The organism is Lysinibacillus sp. FSL R5-0849, from assembly GCF_038595075.1.
GTDB classification, from domain to species: domain Bacteria; phylum Bacillota; class Bacilli; order Bacillales_A; family Planococcaceae; genus Lysinibacillus; species Lysinibacillus fusiformis.
This window is the reverse complement of the sequence record NZ_CP152004.1, coordinates 2,990,980-3,011,734: the sequence shown is the minus strand read 5'-3', so window position 1 is coordinate 3,011,734 and position 20,755 is coordinate 2,990,980. Positions and strand designations below refer to the sequence as shown.

The 20,755-nt window shown below is 35.8% G+C and carries 21 protein-coding genes; 20 read left to right on the top strand and 1 reads right to left on the bottom strand.

The window, feature by feature from the left end; all coding sequences use genetic code 11:
• Positions 1 to 3 precede the first annotated feature (3 nt).
• From MKY80_RS14745 to MKY80_RS14660, 18 genes are all read left to right on the top strand, one after another.
• Positions 4 to 2,592 (top strand): molecular chaperone, encoded by a 2,589-nt coding sequence (locus MKY80_RS14745; RefSeq protein WP_342533066.1) that lies wholly within the window; start codon positions 4 to 6, stop codon positions 2,590 to 2,592.
• A gap of 38 nt (positions 2,593 to 2,630) precedes the next feature.
• Entirely contained in the window at positions 2,631 to 3,416 is a 786-nt protein-coding gene (locus MKY80_RS14740; protein WP_342529990.1) for a DNA and RNA helicase, read from the top strand.
• 49 nt (positions 3,417 to 3,465) lie between these two features.
• Positions 3,466 to 4,143, top strand: a complete 678-nt coding sequence (locus tag MKY80_RS14735) for a hypothetical protein (protein WP_216604729.1) — start codon at positions 3,466 to 3,468, stop codon at positions 4,141 to 4,143.
• A complete protein-coding gene (locus MKY80_RS14730; RefSeq protein ID WP_107922129.1) occupies positions 4,140 to 5,564 on the top strand; it encodes a hypothetical protein in 1,425 nt (474 codons plus the stop codon). The genes MKY80_RS14735 and MKY80_RS14730 overlap by 4 nt, the downstream gene beginning before the upstream one ends.
• Before the next feature lie 31 nt (positions 5,565 to 5,595).
• Positions 5,596 to 6,726, top strand: a complete 1,131-nt coding sequence (locus MKY80_RS14725) for a pentapeptide repeat-containing protein (protein WP_107922130.1) — start codon at positions 5,596 to 5,598, stop codon at positions 6,724 to 6,726.
• A 24-nt stretch (positions 6,727 to 6,750) separates the two neighbouring features.
• Positions 6,751 to 7,308: a serine protease gene (locus tag MKY80_RS14720; protein WP_107922131.1), complete on the top strand. Its 558-nt coding sequence runs from the start codon at positions 6,751 to 6,753 to the stop codon at positions 7,306 to 7,308.
• Between the two features lie 105 nt (positions 7,309 to 7,413).
• Positions 7,414 to 7,821, top strand: a complete 408-nt coding sequence (locus MKY80_RS14715) for a DUF4280 domain-containing protein (RefSeq protein ID WP_008180110.1) — start codon at positions 7,414 to 7,416, stop codon at positions 7,819 to 7,821.
• A gap of 33 nt (positions 7,822 to 7,854) precedes the next feature.
• A complete protein-coding gene (locus tag MKY80_RS14710; protein WP_342529989.1) occupies positions 7,855 to 9,384 on the top strand; it encodes a contractile injection system protein, VgrG/Pvc8 family in 1,530 nt (509 codons plus the stop codon).
• A 35-nt stretch (positions 9,385 to 9,419) separates the two neighbouring features.
• Positions 9,420 to 10,802: a hypothetical protein gene (locus MKY80_RS14705; protein ID WP_342529987.1), complete on the top strand. Its 1,383-nt coding sequence runs from the start codon at positions 9,420 to 9,422 to the stop codon at positions 10,800 to 10,802.
• Positions 10,793 to 11,416 (top strand): pentapeptide repeat-containing protein, encoded by a 624-nt coding sequence (locus MKY80_RS14700; RefSeq protein ID WP_107922138.1) that lies wholly within the window; start codon positions 10,793 to 10,795, stop codon positions 11,414 to 11,416. The genes MKY80_RS14705 and MKY80_RS14700 overlap by 10 nt, the downstream gene beginning before the upstream one ends.
• A 550-nt stretch (positions 11,417 to 11,966) precedes the next feature.
• On the top strand, positions 11,967 to 12,188 hold the full coding sequence (locus MKY80_RS14695; RefSeq protein WP_342529985.1) for a hypothetical protein: 222 nt from the start codon (positions 11,967 to 11,969) through the stop codon (positions 12,186 to 12,188).
• A 3-nt stretch (positions 12,189 to 12,191) separates the two neighbouring features.
• Positions 12,192 to 12,422 (top strand): hypothetical protein, encoded by a 231-nt coding sequence (locus tag MKY80_RS14690; protein ID WP_342529983.1) that lies wholly within the window; start codon positions 12,192 to 12,194, stop codon positions 12,420 to 12,422.
• Positions 12,423 to 13,426: 1,004 nt separating this feature from the next.
• On the top strand, positions 13,427 to 13,546 hold the full coding sequence (locus MKY80_RS14685; protein ID WP_237068811.1) for a hypothetical protein: 120 nt from the start codon (positions 13,427 to 13,429) through the stop codon (positions 13,544 to 13,546).
• 20 nt (positions 13,547 to 13,566) lie between these two features.
• Positions 13,567 to 13,980: a hypothetical protein gene (locus MKY80_RS14680; RefSeq protein WP_107922141.1), complete on the top strand. Its 414-nt coding sequence runs from the start codon at positions 13,567 to 13,569 to the stop codon at positions 13,978 to 13,980.
• 166 nt (positions 13,981 to 14,146) lie between these two features.
• The gene (locus MKY80_RS14675; RefSeq protein WP_342529977.1) at positions 14,147 to 15,466 is read left to right on the top strand and encodes a deaminase domain-containing protein; all 1,320 of its coding nucleotides are present in this window, start codon (positions 14,147 to 14,149) and stop codon (positions 15,464 to 15,466) included.
• A 14-nt stretch (positions 15,467 to 15,480) separates the two neighbouring features.
• Positions 15,481 to 16,176, top strand: coding sequence for an Imm3 family immunity protein (locus MKY80_RS14670; RefSeq protein WP_107897311.1), 696 nt, complete (start codon positions 15,481 to 15,483; stop codon positions 16,174 to 16,176).
• A gap of 137 nt (positions 16,177 to 16,313) precedes the next feature.
• Positions 16,314 to 17,075, top strand: coding sequence for a hypothetical protein (locus tag MKY80_RS14665; RefSeq protein WP_342529972.1), 762 nt, complete (start codon positions 16,314 to 16,316; stop codon positions 17,073 to 17,075).
• A 297-nt stretch (positions 17,076 to 17,372) separates the two neighbouring features.
• Entirely contained in the window at positions 17,373 to 17,999 is a 627-nt protein-coding gene (locus MKY80_RS14660) for a hypothetical protein (protein WP_342529970.1), read from the top strand.
• A gap of 101 nt (positions 18,000 to 18,100) precedes the next feature.
• Here the strand turns inward: MKY80_RS14660 and MKY80_RS14655 are convergent, their stop codons facing one another.
• Positions 18,101 to 18,679: a YpjP family protein gene (locus MKY80_RS14655; protein WP_342529968.1), complete on the bottom strand. Its 579-nt coding sequence runs from the start codon at positions 18,677 to 18,679 to the stop codon at positions 18,101 to 18,103.
• 329 nt (positions 18,680 to 19,008) lie between these two features.
• Here MKY80_RS14655 and MKY80_RS14650 point away from each other — a divergent pair, with 329 nt between their 5' ends.
• Both MKY80_RS14650 and MKY80_RS14645 read left to right on the top strand, forming a co-directional pair.
• Positions 19,009 to 19,197: a hypothetical protein gene (locus MKY80_RS14650; RefSeq protein ID WP_342529966.1), complete on the top strand. Its 189-nt coding sequence runs from the start codon at positions 19,009 to 19,011 to the stop codon at positions 19,195 to 19,197.
• Positions 19,198 to 19,792: 595 nt separating this feature from the next.
• Complete coding sequence (locus MKY80_RS14645) at positions 19,793 to 20,740, top strand: ADP-ribosylglycohydrolase family protein (RefSeq protein WP_089986087.1); 948 nt, start codon at positions 19,793 to 19,795, stop codon at positions 20,738 to 20,740.
• Positions 20,741 to 20,755: the final 15 nt, after the last annotated feature.

Sequence of the window (20,755 nt, the reverse complement as noted above, 5' to 3'; positions counted from 1 at the left end):
TATATGACCTATACACGTGTAGAGCTAATGGAAATGACAACCTTTCAGCTTAGAAATATTTGTTATAAGGAAAAGCTCATAACAGGTTTAATTAATACGCTGACAAGGGACGAATTAATTGAAAAGATTTTAAGATATCGTGGGGCTGAGGAACATCTTCTCATAAAAGAGAACCAAGATGGGGGCTTTGAAAGAGTAGAAGAGGCTTTGCAAAAATATTTAAAGACGCCGCTTTCTGATAATGGGGATATTAAAATCCCCGCCAAAATGAATGTCTATAAAGGTATGAAAATAGATAAACCTGATCAATATTTAGTTGAAACAGGTGGGTTTCTAGTGGAATCCAATGTATTACTTGTGAATGAGCAGCTAGAGTTATGTGGAATTTTAAATATTGTAAAGGATGATGAAAGACCACAAAGTTATTATTTAACTGCCGATCAAGCACTTGGCATACGTGAGACAAAAAATAAAAACTATAGCTTTATCTTTTTACGGAAGCAAGATTCCGAGTATATGTATAAAACGTACTATCAGGAAATCCCGCTACCACCAACAAATTTACATTACTACAAAGTACCGATACCAGATTTAGAGATGAAGCAATTAGAGTCGACAAATGCTATCCTTGCGATTGATTTTGGTACAACAAATACAACAGCCGGTGTTTTTTTGGATAGTGATTATGTCGCATCTCCTTGTAGCCATGACCTTTTAAACAAGAGGATTGAACTTAATAGCATTAATTTTGTACAATTCCCAGACGCACTTCATCAAAACGAATGGATTGAAGTAGTGCCCACAGTGCTTTCAGTAGCAGATTGCTCGAACACAGAGCATGTCAGCTATCATTTTGGCTATGAAGCACTTAAAGTGATGAAAAAAAATAGTTATACCTCCTTGGCTACTAAATTTCAGGGAATCAAGCGTTGGGTTAGTAATTATGCAAAATTAGAAGAAGTGATGGATGCGAATGGCAATACAGCACTTGTCCCGCGTAGTCAAATCATAAGAGAATTTTTACTTTATATCATACGTATGGCTGAGCACCAATTTAAGTGTCGATTTAAACATTTGCATATTTCAAGTCCTGTCAAGCTGAAAACTCAATTTTTAGATATGTTTCAGGCCATATTACCTGAATATCAAATTGAAACAGAGCATGCTCTTGATGAAGGGATGTCCGTTTTATATAACACAATCGCCAATCAAATTGAGAATCAAAGCTTTATGGATAGTAAGGAATACAAAGCACTTGTTATTGATTGTGGTGGGGGAACGACAGACCTCTCTTCCTGTAAGTTTCGCATAGAGGACGGCCACATTTCCTACAAAATTGATATTCATACAACCTATGAAAATGGTGATACTAATTTTGGAGGTAATAATATTACATATCGCATCTTCCAATTTATGAAAATAGTTTTTGCGAACTATTATAGCCGAGGGAAAAATGCGTATGACATTGATGCGTTAATTGATATCCCCGGAAAAGATATTTACCGATATGTAGATGATTATGGCGTAGAGGCCGTCTATATGCATTTCGAAAAAGCATTTGAGGATGCGGAATCTATCATTCCTACACGCTTTAAGGAATATGAAAATCGGACACGTGATGAGTATCTAAGAGTTCGCAATAATCATTATTTTTTATGGGAAATGGCAGAGGAAATGAAGAAGGAATTTTTCCGCAAAACGGGTATTTTGAGAAGCCGCTTTTATTCCGAAAGCGATACACAGCAGGATAGTGATTTGAATATTACAACAGTAGATCGCTGGTGCTTATCACTATTAGAACATCATCAATTTAAAGATGTTTACGATTATCCAAATGTTTTTTTCAATATTAAAGAAATCAATCATCTTATAAAAGCAGATATTTACGATATTGTACGCGAATTTTTAGAGGAGTTTTATGAAAGTGGCATGCTTGGTGAATATTCCATTATTAAGCTGACTGGACAATCCTGTAAAATTGATGCCTTCCGAGAGGCTTTAAAAGAATTTGTGCCAGGCCGTAGCATTGAGTTTAGGCAAAAGGCTGAAAATGTAGGGAAAGTGCCAGAATTAAAGCTTGCCTGCTTAAGAGGAGCATTGCGTTACTTAAATGCGAAAAAAATTGGCATGATTGAAACTACCGTTACGAATAATGCTCCTATAGTACCTTATTCTGTTAGTGCATTTACACATAACCGGCAAGAAAAACTTCTTATCAGTAGCTTAGAACGGTTGAATCAAATTCATGGAACTATTTCACGCCCATGGGGAGTCACAGAGGTCGAATTCTTCCTAACTGGAAGTGATCATCAGACAACCCAAAAGTACACCTATTTCAATAGGCAGGAAAATTTTGTACCCGTGCTTTATGAGAGTATTGTGTCGTTCTATTCCAATAAAATTCCACAGGACGAAACAGATTCCATTACCAATGGTGAAGTGAAATTTTTCGTCTTCGCAGGAGAGGATCATTGGGGCTTCCATGTAGTACCAGTGGCTAGGAAAGAGGAGCAGCTGTTTATTGGCAGCAAGGAATTCTTTGCCTTTGAAACGGATCTATCAGAGTTAGATTTCTTTGATGGTTTAAAGTAAGTAGGCATCTGCTAAAAAATAAAAGGGGAGAATAACAGATGTTTACAAATCAATATCCACATTTTCAAAAAGGAAGAATTTTAAAGCTGGAAATGCTAGAGAACCTGCGGGATTTCCCGAGAGAGTTTTTAGATCTATACTTCGAGGAATACTCGAACGGCATTATAGCAGGTTGTCATATTCATGTAACAGATACAAGCATTATCCTAACCAAGGGCATCCTGAAACATAATAAAAGACTCTATATGCTACATAGTAGCTATGAGCTGCCTTATGAGGCAACGGGAAATGAAACGATAGTAAAGGTGCGTTTTGCTGAAGAAGTAAATCATTTGGATTTCACGCAATTTACAACGACTATTGTTCTTGATAACTCCATGTATCTTGCCCCCAATGAATTGGAAATAGTGCGTTTTAAATTAAAGGTGGGAGCAAAACTGCGATCAGAGCCTATTGATTTTTCGGATTATACCACTGAATACAATACCGTTAACTATCTTCACTGTGAATATGCTGGAGTACAAAGAAGTACCTATCATCCTAAGGTTTTACAATGTTTTGCAAAGGAATTATTAAAAAATCGTCCAACCAATACTTATGACATAACATTTGCCTTAGCGTGTTTAAATGAAGAACGAGTACAGCGAGATGTCATTGAAATGTACATAAGTAATCGGTTAGAACTAGAGTTTCAACCATTTTCCAATAGTCAAATTCACAAATATTTATACCGTATATTAGGTGAAGCCAAGAATGGTGGTCGTGGAACTGGGGCTAGTCCAATGCCTAGTCCAGGTCGACCAAAGCGAATGATCGTTGATTAGTTGAAAAGTAGTTGATGAAAATACGTTGAAGAAGCGGAAGGTGAGTGGGATGAAATTTTTAGATGAAAAGATTATTGCATTAAGAAATGAAATGAGAGATCAGGAACGACATGAGTTAGCCCAGCAGCAAGCGGCATTACAAGTGGAACAGGAGCCTGAACAAGACGAACAGGAAGATCTACAAGAAGTCGATATTTACCAACATGTTATCACCATTGATGATGAAGAAGTACAAGTAATGGAGCAGTCATTATTGGATGGCAAAATGAAAATACGAATGCCAAAGCTTTTTTCTATTATGTCTGCTGAACTAGCGTCCTTAAAGTACCCATCTGAGCGTAGACCAAACCTAATTTATACAGATACCTCCTCATCAATCAATCTTGCCTTCAATTTGACACCACATCGATTAAACGAGGAGGGAGTCGCTGGATTTCAAGAAAATATGATGGACATCCTTGAACAAGCTCAGCCGTCAGCAGATTGGCTAGATACAGAGGTTCTGACGATCGATGGCAAAACAGTAGGCTTTTTAGAGGTCATTACACCTGCCATTGATGGGGAGATTTTTAATTTAATGTTCTTTGCCTCCGTAGAAGGGCGAGCACTTATTGGCACCTTCAATTGTATGGAGGATGATCTTGACACTTGGCGCCCTATCGCGAGAGCCATGATGGAATCCTTACAATTCGCTTCAAGTGAAGAGAAAGGAGGGGCAGTTCTATGAGTGGTGCAGTGACGACTTATCATCATATAAAAATATCGCCATTTGAGCTTGTCAGCATTCAAGAGCTCAGCCTTACCAAAAAAATGAACGAACATGCTAGGTTACGTTTTACTGGAATTGTGCCTGAAGAGGCGAGAGATACATATGTCGAAATGACCGAGGCACGATCTGCGATTGAAGTAAACCAGCTTAACCACCTCGGTGTTCCTTCTCCATTATTTAAAGGTGTTATTTTAAATGTGAAGGTTAGCTCGGTGCGTGGCATCTATTATATCGAAGTCGAAGCGGCTTCTAGTACCCATCAGCTAGATATTAAAAAGAAAAATCGCTCCTATCAGGATAAGGAAATGACCTATAAGGCATTATTCAAACTGTTAAATCCTTTTTACCCGGGTCTAGACATTATTGATGAAGCTACAAAGGGTGCTAAATTAGAAAAGTTTACCCTTCAATATTACGAGACTGATTGGGAATTTTTAAAAAGACTAGCCTCTCGTTTTAATACGGGGCTCGTGCCTGCTTCTACCTTTGACAAGCCAAAGTTCCATTTTGGTGTTCCAGCTGGAAGTGCCAAAGGAAAGCTAGAAGATTATCATTACACGACCAGGAAAAAAATAGCAGACTATCTACTATATACAGAGAATGGTAATGAAGGAATGGGTGAGCATGACTTCCTTTACTATGAGGTGGAAAGTGACAAGGTACTTCAGATAGGAGACCACGTTACATTTAATAAGCAAACACTTTATATATATGAAGCATATACAACTATGAAGGATGGCTTGCTGAAACATTACTATACACTGTCAACGAAAAATGGCATGAAAAAAAGTGAGCTATTTAACACGGATATTTCCGGCTTGTCCTTAGAAGGAAAAGTGTTAGAAGTCGCAAAGGATCATATTAAGGTACATTTAGCCATTGATGACAAGCAGGATAAGGGAAAGGCACATTGGTTCCTTTACTCAACGGGCTATACAGCTGAGGGACATAGTGGCTGGTATTGTATGCCGGAAATCAATGATTTTGTCCACATCTATTTTCCTTCTCACCGTGAGGAAGAGGGGATTGCTAGTACCTCAATACGAAAAAACTTGGATACAACGGCCACTAATAAACTAGACGATCCTTCGACGAAATATTATCGGACAGCCTTTGGTAAAGAGATTAAATTAAGTCCAACAGAAATTCTCATTACCGCACAGGATGGCGATATTTTTATTCGTTTAAATGAAGCAAACGGTATCGAAATTTATAGCAAAAAAGAGATTAAGCTAATATCTGAGGCAGATATTACGGTGAATGCTAGCAAAAAAATCCTTATGTCTGCAGAGGAAGAAATTTCATTACAATGTAAAGAAAGTAAAATTACTATGAATGGCAGTGTGCAAATTTTTGGAAAAGAAGTAAAAGCCAATTAAAGATGAACAAAAGAGAAAGAAGGAGTCACAAATGCAGGCACAGGAAATTCTACAGCATTTTTATGACACAGAAGTAGAAAAAAGAAGATTGAACTATCTTTTGCTACTCGAGGATTTTTTCCAAGCCTCCAAAGACAAGCTAGCCGAGGAATTTAGGTCGTCCTTTCAAAAGGTATGTCAGCAACTAGCCCAGCAGCAATCGCTTCACCAGAAAGGACCAATTGCCCATATTACATTTTCGATGCTACGCACAGAGCTATTGGAGAGAAATCCGCACTATTTAGTAGAGGCTACGGACGACGAATGGTTTTTTGACCTACAACCTCTTTTAACTACCTATGATGCTAGCTGGGTGCATCATTATTTAGAGCAATACATCCAAGAGCTAAGTTTGTATAGTAAAACCTTTATGGGGGCAATTACGCAAGCAGATATTGATCGCATTAGACTTCAGGACGCCAGCCATTTTCATCAATATTTAATCAGTCTTGCTAGATATGCGCTTCCAGACATCATCAGATGCCCAGAGTATTTAGCACTGGAGCGGGATGTAGCTGTCGAAATCCGTATTGGTGAGTTTATGGATATGAACGAAGTAGTTTATAGCGAGGACTTTTCATCGAAGGATAGTGATGAAATAAAAGCTTGGTTAGAAGAAAAGCTAGAGGATGCATATCCATATGAGGTATTTAATCAATTACGCTTAGCTGACGGAACGTATGAGGGCTTGGATATGCGCTATGCCTTTTTTCAGAAAACCCATTTAACCAACTGTCAAATGCGTGAATGTCTGTTGATAGGCGCCAATTTTCGGGAAAGTCAGCTAATGGACACAGATTTGAGCTTCAGCGCCATTCATGAGGCGGATTTTAGCAATAGTCAGTTACAGGGAGCCAATCTTCAACAGGTACAGGGAGCGAGTGGCTTGCTAGATCGCCAGAAATGGGCATCACCAGGCTATTTACCACTTCGTTTTACAAATGCGAATTTAGAAGGCGCTAATTTTGAGCTAGCAAATTTACGAGGGGCCAGCTTTATGGGAGCAAATGTAAGGAATACGAATTTTGCAGGGGCCAATTTAGAAAAGGCCATGTTTTCTAAGGAGGCTCAGCCATATTTAAAGCTAGATCCATTCCAGTCAGCAAGTGTCATTTGGAAGTAGACATGGTGAAAAAGGAGAAGAGAAATGAACTATTTTATTCTATCTCAGGATGAACGCATCTCAAATGCTGTTGAGCCTGTTGGTATAGCCCAAGTAATAAAAAAAGAGCTACTAACAATTGAAAGAATGGAGGAATTAGAGGAGCTCGAACGCCAATTTCCTGTATTAGAGAAAGGCGAGATGGTGTATACAGATTTGATTGAAAAGCCAATCATGCTCTTTTCTGATGCGGTTAAACAATTAGTGGAAAAATACGAACCACAAATGCCATTCAAAGCGGTTGTTCTCATGGATATGCCTAAAGTAATGCAAACATTATATTGGCTAGTTATTCCTCCAAAAGTTCCTTGTCTCTCTGCTCAAACTGAATTTCATCTGGATGGAACATTAAAAAAGCTAGTAATAGACGAGCATTTAGCAGCCCCTTATCCGATCTTTCAAATTGAGGGAATTAAAGAAAACTATATAGTAGTTAATATTGAATTAGCAGAGAGCATTCTGCGCAGAGATTTTAGGGGAATACGATTACGGAAAATACAAACTGAAGGAAGATGGAACGATATTCTGGCAGTAGGAAAATAGTTTGAAAAGGGCAAGAAGCGAAAAGGAAATAATTATTTTCTAATCATCGTCAACGATGTTTAGTAAAAGTTACAACAGCTTACGTATAGAAAGGATGGTTTTTCGATGTCAGAAGAATTGCAGACAAAGGGTGGCGACCAACGGAGCTATGTGGTAGCTGGTGCCAAATTATCCTGCTCACAAGGTGATCAAACAAGTATATTAAAAATGCCAGTCAGCCATGGGGTTTATACGAAAAATAAGGCACAGATGAATACGATGGATTATAAGCCTCATGACAATATTCAACCATTTGGCTTATGCCAAACATTAGCAAATCCAATAGTTGCGGCAGCCACTGCTGACAATAATGGTGTTTTAAAGCCAATGCCCTGTACACCTGTCATCACAATGCCCTGGATTAATGGCAAGAATGATCAATTAATTGAAAATCATCCAGCGTTAATTAGTCAATCTATTAATATGTGTATGTATTGTGGAACGATAAAAGTAGAAGATGATGGACAAGAATAATCCATTGTCCCTTGAGGAAAGAAGGGAATTCATGTGAACACATACGAGGAAGTAATCGGATACGGTGAGCTTGAACTCGTATCCCCCTATGAAGTCCAGACGTTGCATCATCTTATGTTGACCCAAACAGTGAATGACCACGCAAGGTTAACTATAAAGGGATTCATCCCTGCTGAAAAGAAAGACAGTTGCATGCAACATGCTAGTACGTCAGATCGAATAGAGCTATTTCAAAAAAATAAAGGGCAACGAATACGCACACTTTTTAAAGGACAGGTTACAGAAATGGCTGTACGTATGGTAAGGGGTGTATATCAAATTGAGCTAGAGGCTGTATCATCGACGTTCACGCTAGACTGTAAACAAAAATACCGATCCTTTCAGCATAGTAAAATGACTTATCAGGCACTGTTAAAAAAGGTTTTAAAAGACTATTCAGGTGCAGATGTCATTGATACTGTGTCGAAGGCTACTCCTCTCAAGCAGTTTATATTACAATATAAAGAGACGGATTGGCAATTTTTACAACGTATGGCGTCCCATTTTCGGACAGTGCTAATCCCTGCAGTGGATGCGGATAAGCCGAAGTTCTGGTTTGGGCTACCTGAAGGACGAATGGAAAAGCTATCAGTGGCAAATTATGAAATTTTAAAGGATCGCTCTAAGTTTTTACATAGTAAGCATAATGACATCGATCAGCCAATAGAGGAGCGGGATACCGTCGCCTATGTGATCGAGTCTAAAAAGACCTTGAAGCTAGGTGATCGTGTGCAGCTCCAAGGTAAGGAGCTGGTGGTAGCCAAATCCATCGCCCACATGAAGCAAGGCATTCTTACCTATGAATATCATTTGCTGTTCAAAAAAGGCATACGTCAAGACAGACGAAGTATTCCGTTTCTACCAGGTACTGCTATTGAAGGAAAGGTGTTAGAGGTCAAAAAGGATCAGGTACGACTCCATCTCAGCATGGATGAGGCGCAAAAAAAGGAAGAAGCTACCTGGTTCCCATTGGCTACGCCATATACAGCAGAAGGACATAGTGGTTTTTACAGTCTGCCAGAGGAGGGCGATCATGTTCATCTTACCTTCCCGACACATCGAGAGGAAGCTGCGATTGTTCGCCACAGTGTACGAAAAGGTGGCGAGGCCAACCCAAAAACGGCTGATCCGAAAACGTCCTATTGGGGTACGCCAAAAGGGAAGGACATGAAGCTAGATCCACAATCCGTGACATTTACGGCCAAGGAGGGAGCTGTTTTTCTGCAGCTTCATCAGGACAGCGGCATCACTGTGCATAGTAAGCCCTCCCTGCTAGTCAAAGCGAATGACACGATCACCTTCGCAGGGAAGCGAATGTCCATGAGTGCAGCAGAATCCATGCGATTCACCTGCGGCTCCAGTAGTATAGTGTTTGACGGCATTACGGATATCCAGGGACAGGCGGTCACGATGGAAGGGTCCATCAAAGCCCCTGTGTCAGTTGCTTCACAGGAAGAGGAAGCAGACCTCGATTCCGCCCTAGACATGATGGGGATGATCCCTGTTGGTGGGGGTGATGCCTAATGGGTCTATTAGGATTAGCAGGAAGCTTACTGGGGATGATTCCGAAAGTAGGCTCCCCAAGTGGCAAGAAAAAAGGAAAGAGCGGAGGATCGAAAGGAAAGAGCTCCAAGAAATCCTCCAAAAAGAAAAGCTCCACCAAGAAAAAACAAAAAAAATCGAGTAAAAAGAAGAAAAAGAAGAAAAAAAAGAAGAAGAAAAAGTGGGGGAAATTCTTTACCAAGGCCCGGAAGCTAAAAAATAGTTTATCCAAGAGTAAATTGGTGAAACGGGCGAAGAAGGCCATTAAAAAAGCGATTCTGACCACGAAAAAGGTTGTGAAAAAAGCAAAGGCAACTGTGACAAAAGCCAAGCAACAGGTAAAGGCCGCTGTCAAACAAACGAAGCAGGTAGTGAAGGAAAAGGTACTACCAGTCGTGAAAAAAGCTGCACAAGCAACGACCAAGGCAGTGAAAAATGCTGTAAAACCTAAAAATCTGTTGAATACGCTACAAGTAGGATTAGATCTTGTAGGGTTAATCCCAGGTGTCGGTGAAATAGCGGATGGCGTGAATGGCATTATTTATCTGGCCAGAGGTGACAAAGTCAATGCGGCCCTTTCCTTTGGCGCGATGATTCCGTTTGTGGGCTGGGCGGCGACAGGTGGAAAATTTGTGAAAAAAGGTGCCGGGGTAGTTAAGAGTGTCACTGAAGGTGTTCAAAAAGCGCTGAAAGGTCCAGTAGGAAGTGTAGTAGACAAAGTCAAAAAGCAAGTAGTGAACGTGAAAACCCAGATACAATCCAAAGTAGCCGAAGTCAAACAGCAACTGCGTCAGATGGTGCGACCACCACAGCAGCAGAAGTTTGCATTAGCAGGTGGAGACGTTAGATACATAGAGGATACAGGAACAGTTGGAAGAAACACACCAACTCCAAGTCCGAAGCCGTCTAATACCCAACCATCACAAAATGGCTCGAATAAAAAGCCTGCTGAGGATAAGGGTACGGATAAATATGATAAATCTGGTAATTACACTGGAGGACGAAGTAAAGAAGAGCTAGATAAACTTGCAGATGATCCAGCTCATGCGGGTTCTAAAAGACCAGACGATATAAATCAAGGATTACTTGAACAAAAAATTGGGTTGGGGTTAGAAGAAAAAGGTAAATTGAAAGGGCCAATAACCAGAGATCCATCTGGTAAATCAGAATTTTTCGATGCAGATGGGCAGGCATGGGATGTAAAATCATTTAATTCTAATTTCAAACCTAAAAAAGGAGGATATACATTGCAAAAATCTATGAAAAGTATAAAAGATTCACTAGCAGAAAATGAAAATGTGATATTGGATACCACAAACATGAGTGAAGCACATAGAGCAGAACTTTTGAGTGAAATTTCAAAGGAAGGATTAAAGGATAATATAATTTTATGGCCATAGAGGAGGGAAAGATGGATATATATATACAATTAAAGAAATACACAGATTATTCACTAGGATTATCAAATGAAAAATCTAAGCTTTTTTATGAGGATACCTCCTTAAATAATATAATATTTACAAATTACGATTTAAATAATAGTAGCTTTTTAGAAGTGAATTTTATTGAATGTGATTTTTCGCAAGTTTACATGAGCGGAGCTTCTTTATGCGGAAGTACTTTTGAAGAATGTATTTTCAAAGATAATGTTTACAAAAAAGGGAATTCCGATCATGCTATATTTAAAAATTCAAATTTTGAAGGAATTGATGCTTTTAGAACTAGTTTTTATGAATGCACTTTCTCTGAATTGACTATAATTGACTCAGATATGCGAAATTGTTCTTTTAGTGATGCGACTTTTTCAAATGTAATATTTAAAAATGTGAATTTTGATAGTTCGAGCTTTAACTCATCAGTATTTAAAAATGTTAAGTTTATTGATTGTTCTTTTGAAAAACTAAGATTTAATGATGCAATTGGAATTGAAAGCGTGGATTTTGAGAATACAAACATTATAATAGATGGTGAAACTAAAAGATATCTAGGGAATGAAATTAAAAACTACTTTTAATAATATCCTTATTTCCATTTTACCACTTATCAAAAATCTTGATTAAATTGAGAACATTTTTATTCGGATTTTTGGAAACCAATATTGATAAGAAATGAACTAGCGAAATAGAAAATTTGCTAGTTCATTTTATTACTCATCTAATATTTATGGTGTTAATTACTTCATGGCTGGAGTAAGTTAAATTGAATGAATGATAAAATGGTGGTAGTTGGAAAATTCAATTGCCAAGATTTCTTTTGTGGTTATGTTTATATAGTTTTAGGATACGGCTAAAGGTGGCACACCAAAAGGTTTTGAAACCAAGTTAAAACAGCAAATGATATTAGAAAAAAGCCAATGAAGGAAAAATTAAAGGATGCAAGAAACTATCATGATAGACTTGGAAAAGAAAAAGCGTTAGAAATATTATCTAATCCCGATTCGGTTTATGTTGCAAGTAATAATTCACAGAACCTAATTTATATAAGGGAGAACTATATTATTTAATAAGGAAGATTTGAATTTTATAGGAGCGGTAATAAAGTTAAACGAACCAATAATAGTAAAAATGGAAAAAATGGATAAAAACTTATTGGAAGAGAGAGATGGGAACACCAAAATAAGTGAGGAAAGGGATTTCAAATGTAATTTATCAGATTTTGCCGAGTACTATATTGAAGAGGATATTTTACTATCCTATTCTGAAAAATGGGACAGAGCAAACCTCTCCATTGAAATAAAGATAATCTCAGACTTTTCTGTTGTCTTACAGAATAATGAGATGATGTGAATTTTGATTTATAAGGCCAGTAACCATTTATTACCTGATGTAATTTACCAAGTCGATACAAATGAAAATATTGAATCGAACTTATGTATAAAGCTAGGTAGATTTTTTGAATTAATTGAGAAAATCGATAATGATGATGATTTAACTCAACATGAAGAATTAGAATTAAAAAAAGCATTTTTAGAAATTTACGAAGAAGTATTGCCCTATAATGAACTAAGTTTGTTGCGTTAAAAGACACTATATTAAATGTAGTTGACTATTTGTGAAATTAAAAAAATTACCAATATACGCTATAATATTGGGCGGGCTATAAGTCCTTGAATTTGAATTAATAACTCATGAAGGCTAGGCCATCAAGGAGTGCTATTTTAACAATTAAGCAATAAGAGCGAGAATAGGCGAGATGACATTTTACTTACAAGGACCACTTATGGATGGCATTAGCAACAAACACACGAGATTAAACAAGCTAAAGGGTTTAAACGTTACACTTGCCAAGTAGTATAAAAGATGTCATACTGTCGATTAAAAATAACTTATAAAACTTTCAAATATATTAATAAACTTAGAAATTTATAAACTTAAAGCACTTGATTGTCTATAACAGGCGACAAGTGCTTTTTTTGCATGTTTAAATACGGATTACGATTATTTAATTAATGTACTAAGTATTAAATTGTATACAAGTACTTGCATACAAGGGGAAGAACAGGCAATGGAAATAGAGGTTTCAATAGATAAGTTTGTTATAGATTATAAGGATGTACCATATTCGATATTTTTACGTGTTTATATGGTCGGAGTGCAGAAATATAAAGTGAAAATGAAGATTTATAGTGGAACATACAGCTATGAACTACACATGCGGAAAAGTGACGATGTATACATTCATATGTATTTTAAAAACTTTAGAGAAATAGAAGGTCACTTACATACCCTAAGAATTGAGACAAGGCCATAGCATTACTCACATTTCAGAGAAATAATAGAGATGATAGGAATACGAGCAAGCCGAGTAGAATTTGTGAGCTGTGATGTAGCGTATGATATACAAACAGGCTTGGAAAATATAGTGGTGATACCGATAGACGTACGGAGGAATATGACACACTTTGATACAACGCGATATTTTGGTAGAAGCGACCAGGTAAAAGGAATGGTTACTGTAGGATTTATGATAAAAGACTAGAGTTAGCAAAGGTGTAATCCACCTATACTCAGAAAGAAATGTATGCTTGAGTTGTAAAAATGTCCTAAAATCATTTAGTAGTGATTATAAAAATATTGAATTATATATCTATGAAGCCAAAGAAAATATGTATAAATTAAAAAATGGTAAAGTTATGGAAGATTAATAAAATGATAGGTGATAATAGTGGAAAAGAATTTTATAGTACAGTATGAGTTAGAATTTCCAAATGAATATACAAGCGATCTAGTTAAGCAAGTAGGTGAAATTATGGAAATACCAACCAATTTAGCAAGAGAAACGAAGTTTGAAAATATTCAAGATTTTGAATCCGAATCAGAGATTATTCGCATAATGACAAAACCGGAAAACCCTAGTAATTTCATTTTAGTGAAATTTAGTAAAGTAGATTGGTACTATGCAATTGTAATAAGATGTAATCAAAGCGTACACGAAAAAATTAAGCATGTATTGATGGAATTAAATGAAAACATTATTGAAGAGTATGGGGATTCTCCTTATGATTCAATTGAGAATGTTTTTTCAAGTAGAGATAACCTATTGTTAAAATATGCAGAAAGATTCAATATACCTATATAAAAATTTTGAAAGTAATCAATTTTAGATTTAATTAAGAATTACTCACAGACCTCCATTCCGCCCTAGACATGATGGGGATGATCCCTGTTGGTGGGGTGATGCCTAATGGGTCTATTAGGATTAGCAGGAAGCTTACTGGGGATGATTCCGAAAGTAGGCTCCCCAAGTGGAGCGAAAAAAGGAAAGAGCGGAGGATCGAAAGGGAAGAGCTCCAAGAAATCCTCCAAAAAGAAAAGCTCCACCAAGAAAAAACAAAAGAAATCGAGTAAAAAGAAAAAAGAAGAAGAAAAAGAAGAAGAAAAAGTGGGGGAAATTCTTTACCAAGGCCCGTAAGCTCTATAATAAAGTAAGTAAAAGTAAAATAGCGAAGCAATTTAAAAAAGTAGTAAAAAGTGCTGTATTAGCAACTAAAAAAGCTTATAAACAAACTGTAAGTAAAACCAAGGAAGTTTATAAACAAACTGCAGCGAAAACAAAAGAGGTCTACCAGCAAACAAAACAAATCGTAAAAGAAGTTAAACAAACAACGAAGGAAATAGCCATTAAAACGAAATCAACTGCCAAAACGGTTGCGAAGGAAATCAAAAATCCAGTTGTTAAGTCATTCAATAGCTTCAAGGAAATTGGTAAAGATTTCAAAAATGGTTTAGATACTAGAAAAGATAAAGCACTTAACTCCCCATATGATTTTGCAAATTATCTTACACTAGGTGCAGTAGATGGCATTTGGTCAGGTGCAAAAAGTAGAAAAGATAAGATGTTCAATTCACCATCTGATTTTTTAAATTATGCAACATCAGGCTTGACGGACATGGTAAAAGGTTCGGTGAACCCGAAAGACCCACTATCGAAAGAGCATTGGTTAGATAGCTTTGGCGTAGCCACGTCAGTGTTGGGAGTTAAAGGGGTGTCTAGTACAAAACCGAATGGTGGATCTTCATACAAACCTTCAAATACTATTCCTAATAATAACTTACAAAACAGTGCGAATTATGGAAATAGATTTCCGACAAAGCAAATTAACCCTGTCGAAGACCAACATATTATTGATAAAGTGGCAGAAGCGAGGGGACAATTATCTAAGAAATATAAAGAACAAGGTAATTTCGCATACGCAAAAGTGGAGATATCAGGAATTGATAAAACAGATTTCTATGCCCACAGTGGAATTCATGATGCCTCTAAAAAAATCCCTGGAACAGATAAATTTTCATTTAAAACAGACAATCCAATATTTCAAGCTACTGAAGCACCTAATAAAGCGGGACAAAGTTTTTTAAGAGATGTAGATACTGAATATAAAATTTTAAATGATTTAGCAGATAAAATTGGAACTAATTATGAGGTTAAAGGGTCAATAAGGTTATTTACTGAAAAAGATACATGTGATAGCTGTAATTTAATAATCAAACAATTTGATGAAAAATATCTAAATATTACAATTGAAGTAATTCATAATAATGACAATAGCATATTGCCAAAATAATCAGGAGGGTTCTTATGGTCTATAGTTATGAAGAATATGAAGAATATATTTTAGAAGATTATAATGATTTAATAGAGGAAAAAATGAGTAAAGGGGAGGCGATTGCTAGAACATTAAATGAATATGATATGTTAGCAAAAAAAAGTGAAACAGATAAAGCTATGTTTTGTATAATAATATCAGAAATAATAATAACTCATGAAAAAGTTTTATATTCTTTTATGAATTATATTGAACAATTAATAAATGAACTAGATTTTAACGTAATCAAACAAGAAAATAGTTTAACAATTGAACAATTAAATAGATTAATTTACCGGAAAGATTTTGTTTTACAAGAACTGAAAAAAAAGCCGTTAACTTATTATCAAAGAGTTTGTTGGTATTATAACGAACTAAACGAAGAAGTACGGAAATTTATTGACAATTATATAAAAAAAAGTGAAAATGTAGAATCTATTATTTCAGGTGTGTTACAACGATTTAATAGGGACTGTAAAAACACTAATAGTGAAAAATTTATTATTTATACAACATTAGCAGAAACTTTATATAATCTTGAATTAACAAATGTACTTGATATTAATGAGATTAAACATGAATTGGAAAAATTTAGTGCTGAAGATATAACTGATGAACAACTTACAGAAGAAGAACAAGACGAATTATCTGAACGAATAAATCTCATTTTAACTAGGTTAAACTCCTAAAGTTATTATTATTGGTAAGCTCTAGCCCTTAAACCATACGGTTTAGGGCTTTTATTTTAATTGAAAATAGGTAAAACAACAGTTTAAACCTTTCGAAAGCCCCTTAAATTGAAAATAGTTTATCCAAGAGTAAATTGGTGAAACGGGCGAAGAAGGCCATTAAAAAAGCGATTCTGACCACGAAAAAGGTTGTGAAAAAAGCAAAGGCGGCTGTGACAAAAGCCAAGCAACAGGTAAAGGCCGCTGTCAAACAAACGAAGCAGGTAGTGAAGGAAAAGGTACTACCAGTCGTGAAAAAAGCTGCGCAAGCAACGACCAAAGCAGTGAAAAATGCTGTAAAACCTAAAAATCTGTTGAATACGCTACAAGTAGGATTAGATCTTGTAGGGTTAATCCCAGGTGTCGGTGAAATAGCGGATGGCGTGAATGGCATTATTTATCTGGCCAGAGGTGCCAAAGTCAATGCGGCCCTTTCCTTTGGCGCGATGATTCCGTTTGTGGGCTGGGCGGCGACAGGTGGAAAATTTGTGAAAAAAGGTGCCGGGGTAGTTAAGAGTGTCACTGAAGGTGTTCAAAAAGCGCTGAAAGGTCCAGTAGGAAGTGTAGTAGACAAAGTCAAAAAGCAAGTAGTGAACGTGAAAACCCAGATACAATCCAAAGTAGCCGAAGTCAAACAGCAACTGCGTCAGATGCTACAATCACAGCAGGATGAATTTTCATTTGCAGGTATAAACGTTATAAACATAGAGGATACAGGAACAGTTGGAAGAAACACAACAACTCCAAGTCCGAAGCCGTCTAATACCCAACCATCACAAAATGGCTCGAATAAAAAGCCTACTGAGGATAAGGGTACTGTTGAAAATAGTTTATCTAATCGGACAATAGAGAGTTTATAGGATAAAACTCAAAATGTTAGAGGCGATATTTACAGAGAAATAGAAAAAATAAGTAATTCCGATGATTTCAAAAATCTCTCAAAAACACAGAAAAAAACAATATCAAGCTAGTCAGCTGTGATGCGTACAATAATTTGTTATCAAAGAGTTGAGTTCGGTTTAGACACTAGTAAAGATCTTCTTTCGAAACGAATTAAAAGAGTTACATTATGATTACATATCATTTTTTCAAAAATATGTATTAAAGTAATTTTTTAGGTATAATGTTTATAAAGAAGTTAAAGGAGTGGCATACATATGAATCTAGGTAATTACTTAGTTTATAATCCACGTACTGGGTGGATGTTAAAAAATAACCAGGAGATGTATGGTTGGTTAACCAAAATACGTAACCAACTTACCATTTTAAGTTATGGAAATAATTTAGATAATCATGCTATTCAACATCTCATTGATAAATATTTATCCCCTGTAGAACAGGAATACAGTAGTAAAGTTATGGAAGTTAAATATGATACATATGACACTGACATTAGTAAAGAATTGGATGGACACTATTACACTGAAACGTATTTTGTGAATGAAAAGCAATTAAATGAGTTTGAGAAAGAATTAGACAAACTTCCAGGAAAACATATTCGATGTCAGTTCGGTGTACGTGCACATTTCGACGTAAATTTAAATGGCAATAATTTTTCTACTCGGTTTTATAAGACATTAGACTGTTCGTCTGTATATCGAGAAAAAATCGAAGGTCGTTATTTATATTTTATCGATACAGAATCCATTGATAATGAATTAATTAGAGATAAAATAAACATTCTACCTGATAAATTACAGTCTTGTTCACTACCTATAAATTTTACAAACTCGCAAAAGGAATTATATATAAAACATTGGATTTCTCAAATTCTTGAATATTGATTTAGAAATTTTTTTCATAAAAAAACTGAACAATAAGCCACTCGGTTAGGAAGTCCCTAATAAGTAGCCTATTTTTCAGTTTTATATTCTAATAAATATAATTAATTTCCCCACTTTTTAGGTAAACTATTGTGGTTCAACTGAATTTGACCATGATGCCATTCAAAATTATCTGCTTTAGTATGCCAATGCCACGTTGTTGTATTTCTTGAGGGATTTATGTTTACATGCCCTTTCAATACTGGATTACCATTTGGACCAAGTACTTCAAATATATGTTCTCCTTGATTAACAGTACTTCCTGACTTTTTAGCTCCAACAAAATCAGTATATCCATAATCTTTGGCAGCTTTCTCTGCCGCGTCCTGCATTTGTGGGACGACTTTTTGTTTTACTTGATCTCCGATGCGTTTTTCAATTTCTTCACCCATTTTTTCTTCAATTGCTGCTTTAACATAAGCTCTTAAAAAGAATGTTACAAGACGTGCTTTAGGTGGTTCAATCGAATTTTCAATACTGGAATAATCATTATCTAACAGGGACTCATCGTTCTCTATTTGTGACTCGTCGTCCTCCAGTGTATATTGCAAATCAGTTGTATGTAAATTTTCTTGATAAATAGGTTCATCTTTATCAGTAGCATACGCTAAATTCGATATTGGTAATACCAGCTGAATCAAGAGTGTTAAAACTAATAACGATGAAAAATGTTTAAAAAATTTCTTTATAACCTTCTCCTTTTTTTATCATTTTTTAGTAACAAACCCCATTTTACCATAATATAGCATTTTTTCGAAATAATATTAAAATATAATATTCGTAATAAATTTAATTAAGTTAAAAATGATATGCACTTTTTTCAGTATTTGTATTCGGGTAAATAAATAACTAAAAGAAAAAGCACCAATGATAGGTGCAGAAGGCCAAGAACTTCTAAATTTAATCTCAAATGTGATCAATGTATGTATAGAGTGTTTGAAAAATCTAAAGTTTCTTATGGGTATATGAAATGGAAGAGTATAATTATTTTCGTGTGATGGTCAATTGTGACTGGAATGAACATAGAGGTTTTGAAGTAAAACAAGAAGAAGTAAAGTTATTGATTGGTGAAATACTAAATTTTTGTACTGAAAATGGACCTGAAACAATGGGTTTAATAGAAAAATATATAGATAATGAGTGGTATATGGAGTTTTGAATTTTATTCATTAAAAATTAGTGATGAGAGTCGTGCAAGTCCCGTTAGATTAGCAGACTTAAAAATACATAGAATAAGAAAGTGGTTAGTGGAGAGTGGAAATAGAGTAAATAGAATGTGGATGAACTTTATAAGAATTCACTATTTGTTAGGCGAAAACTACTCTTTGCTTATTTAGAAAACCAGCAGAAATAGAAAAATGAAGTTTTGTCATTCTATGAATGGCGTTGCCAACATGAGAAAAGCTAGCCATTCTCTAATAAAACTTATCATTCTTTAATATTTTCTAAAATTAAGGTGTGTATACAGATAGTCTAGGAAATTAGTGTTATAGCGTTATATTAAACTGATCAATTATAATTAGATATCACCATAATAGACCTTTTTTGAGTAGTTTATTAATAACCCTTGACTGGCTATTCTCCTTTCAAGTTTTTTCTTAATGGAATTGTGGTAAAAAATCTAATATTTGATTCTAAAACCATAAGGTCTGGACTGGGAGCATCGAGAAGTTGCTAGTGAAATAGTGGTATACCGTAAAAAGTTATTAGCTACTTTATAGTATGCTAGGTAGAGAAGGGGGACATGTAATCCTATGGTAGAAGTAAAGTTGAGAGAACGATTGTTTGCCACTTTATATGGTGGGATCATTGGTGATTTGATGGGCGTACCTGTCGAGTTTAAGAAGCGGGGGACTTTCCATGTAGAGGATGTGATAGGGTATGGTACTTACAATCAACCACCTGGCACCTGGTCAGATGATACTTCTTTAACGCTATGTTTAGTCGAAAACATGATTGAAAAAGGCGATACACGAAGCTTAATGGATAAGTTTGTACGATATATGGAGCAAGGCTATCTGACACCTTTTGGGGAAATGTTTGATATTGGCATTACTACTGCTGACGCTGTGTCTAGCTATAAAAAGGGAGTTTTGCCTGAGCATTGTGGGAAAACGGGCGAGTTTGATAATGGTAACGGTACGCTGATGAGGATTGCGCCTTTAGTATTTGTATTGATAAATGAAGGTGATTTCAAGAAAAGAAAAGCGTTGGTCCAGCAATATACAAAGATCACACATGGACATCCACGTTCAATGGTAGGGTCTATCATTTATATTGAGTTATTATTAAGCTTATACCGAAACAATTCGCTTGAGTTTGCACTAAATGAGGTATTTAACTTGCTGCAAAATAATTTACAGCATGAATTGTATACAGAGTTAAACGCCTACAGTAGAATTTTTGATGAGAACTTTTTAAGTATCTCTGAAGATGAAATTAAATCAAGCGGTTATATTGTCCACTCACTTGAGGCAGCTATATGGAGTGTTGGTCATGCATCTACCTTTAAAGAAGCTATTTTAAAGGCAGTCAATTTGGGAGAAGATACGGATACAATAGCGGCAATAACGGGAGCTTTAGCAGGTATGTGTCATCAAATGAACGGAATTCCAGAAGATTGGTTGAACGCAATAGTAAAAAAACAAGAGATTGATGATTTAATCGAAGCTTTTTATGAGTTTTGTTTTGCAAAGGTATGAAAAATCTTCATAAAG

Coding starts and splice junctions, on each gene's coding strand:
- MKY80_RS14700 (WP_107922138.1), top strand. CDS start 10,793: ATGGCCATAGAGGAGGGAAAGATGGATATATATATACAATTAAAGAAA.
- MKY80_RS14660 (WP_342529970.1), top strand. CDS start 17,373: ATGAATCTAGGTAATTACTTAGTTTATAATCCACGTACTGGGTGGATG.
- MKY80_RS14740 (WP_342529990.1), top strand. CDS start 2,631: ATGTTTACAAATCAATATCCACATTTTCAAAAAGGAAGAATTTTAAAG.
- MKY80_RS14735 (WP_216604729.1), top strand. CDS start 3,466: ATGAAATTTTTAGATGAAAAGATTATTGCATTAAGAAATGAAATGAGA.
- MKY80_RS14695 (WP_342529985.1), top strand. CDS start 11,967: ATGGAAAAAATGGATAAAAACTTATTGGAAGAGAGAGATGGGAACACC.
- MKY80_RS14720 (WP_107922131.1), top strand. CDS start 6,751: ATGAACTATTTTATTCTATCTCAGGATGAACGCATCTCAAATGCTGTT.
- MKY80_RS14650 (WP_342529966.1), top strand. CDS start 19,009: ATGGAAGAGTATAATTATTTTCGTGTGATGGTCAATTGTGACTGGAAT.
- MKY80_RS14730 (WP_107922129.1), top strand. CDS start 4,140: ATGAGTGGTGCAGTGACGACTTATCATCATATAAAAATATCGCCATTT.
- MKY80_RS14670 (WP_107897311.1), top strand. CDS start 15,481: ATGGTCTATAGTTATGAAGAATATGAAGAATATATTTTAGAAGATTAT.
- MKY80_RS14725 (WP_107922130.1), top strand. CDS start 5,596: ATGCAGGCACAGGAAATTCTACAGCATTTTTATGACACAGAAGTAGAA.
- MKY80_RS14715 (WP_008180110.1), top strand. CDS start 7,414: ATGTCAGAAGAATTGCAGACAAAGGGTGGCGACCAACGGAGCTATGTG.
- MKY80_RS14745 (WP_342533066.1), top strand. CDS start 4: ATGACCTATACACGTGTAGAGCTAATGGAAATGACAACCTTTCAGCTT.
- MKY80_RS14645 (WP_089986087.1), top strand. CDS start 19,793: ATGGTAGAAGTAAAGTTGAGAGAACGATTGTTTGCCACTTTATATGGT.
- MKY80_RS14705 (WP_342529987.1), top strand. CDS start 9,420: ATGATTCCGAAAGTAGGCTCCCCAAGTGGCAAGAAAAAAGGAAAGAGC.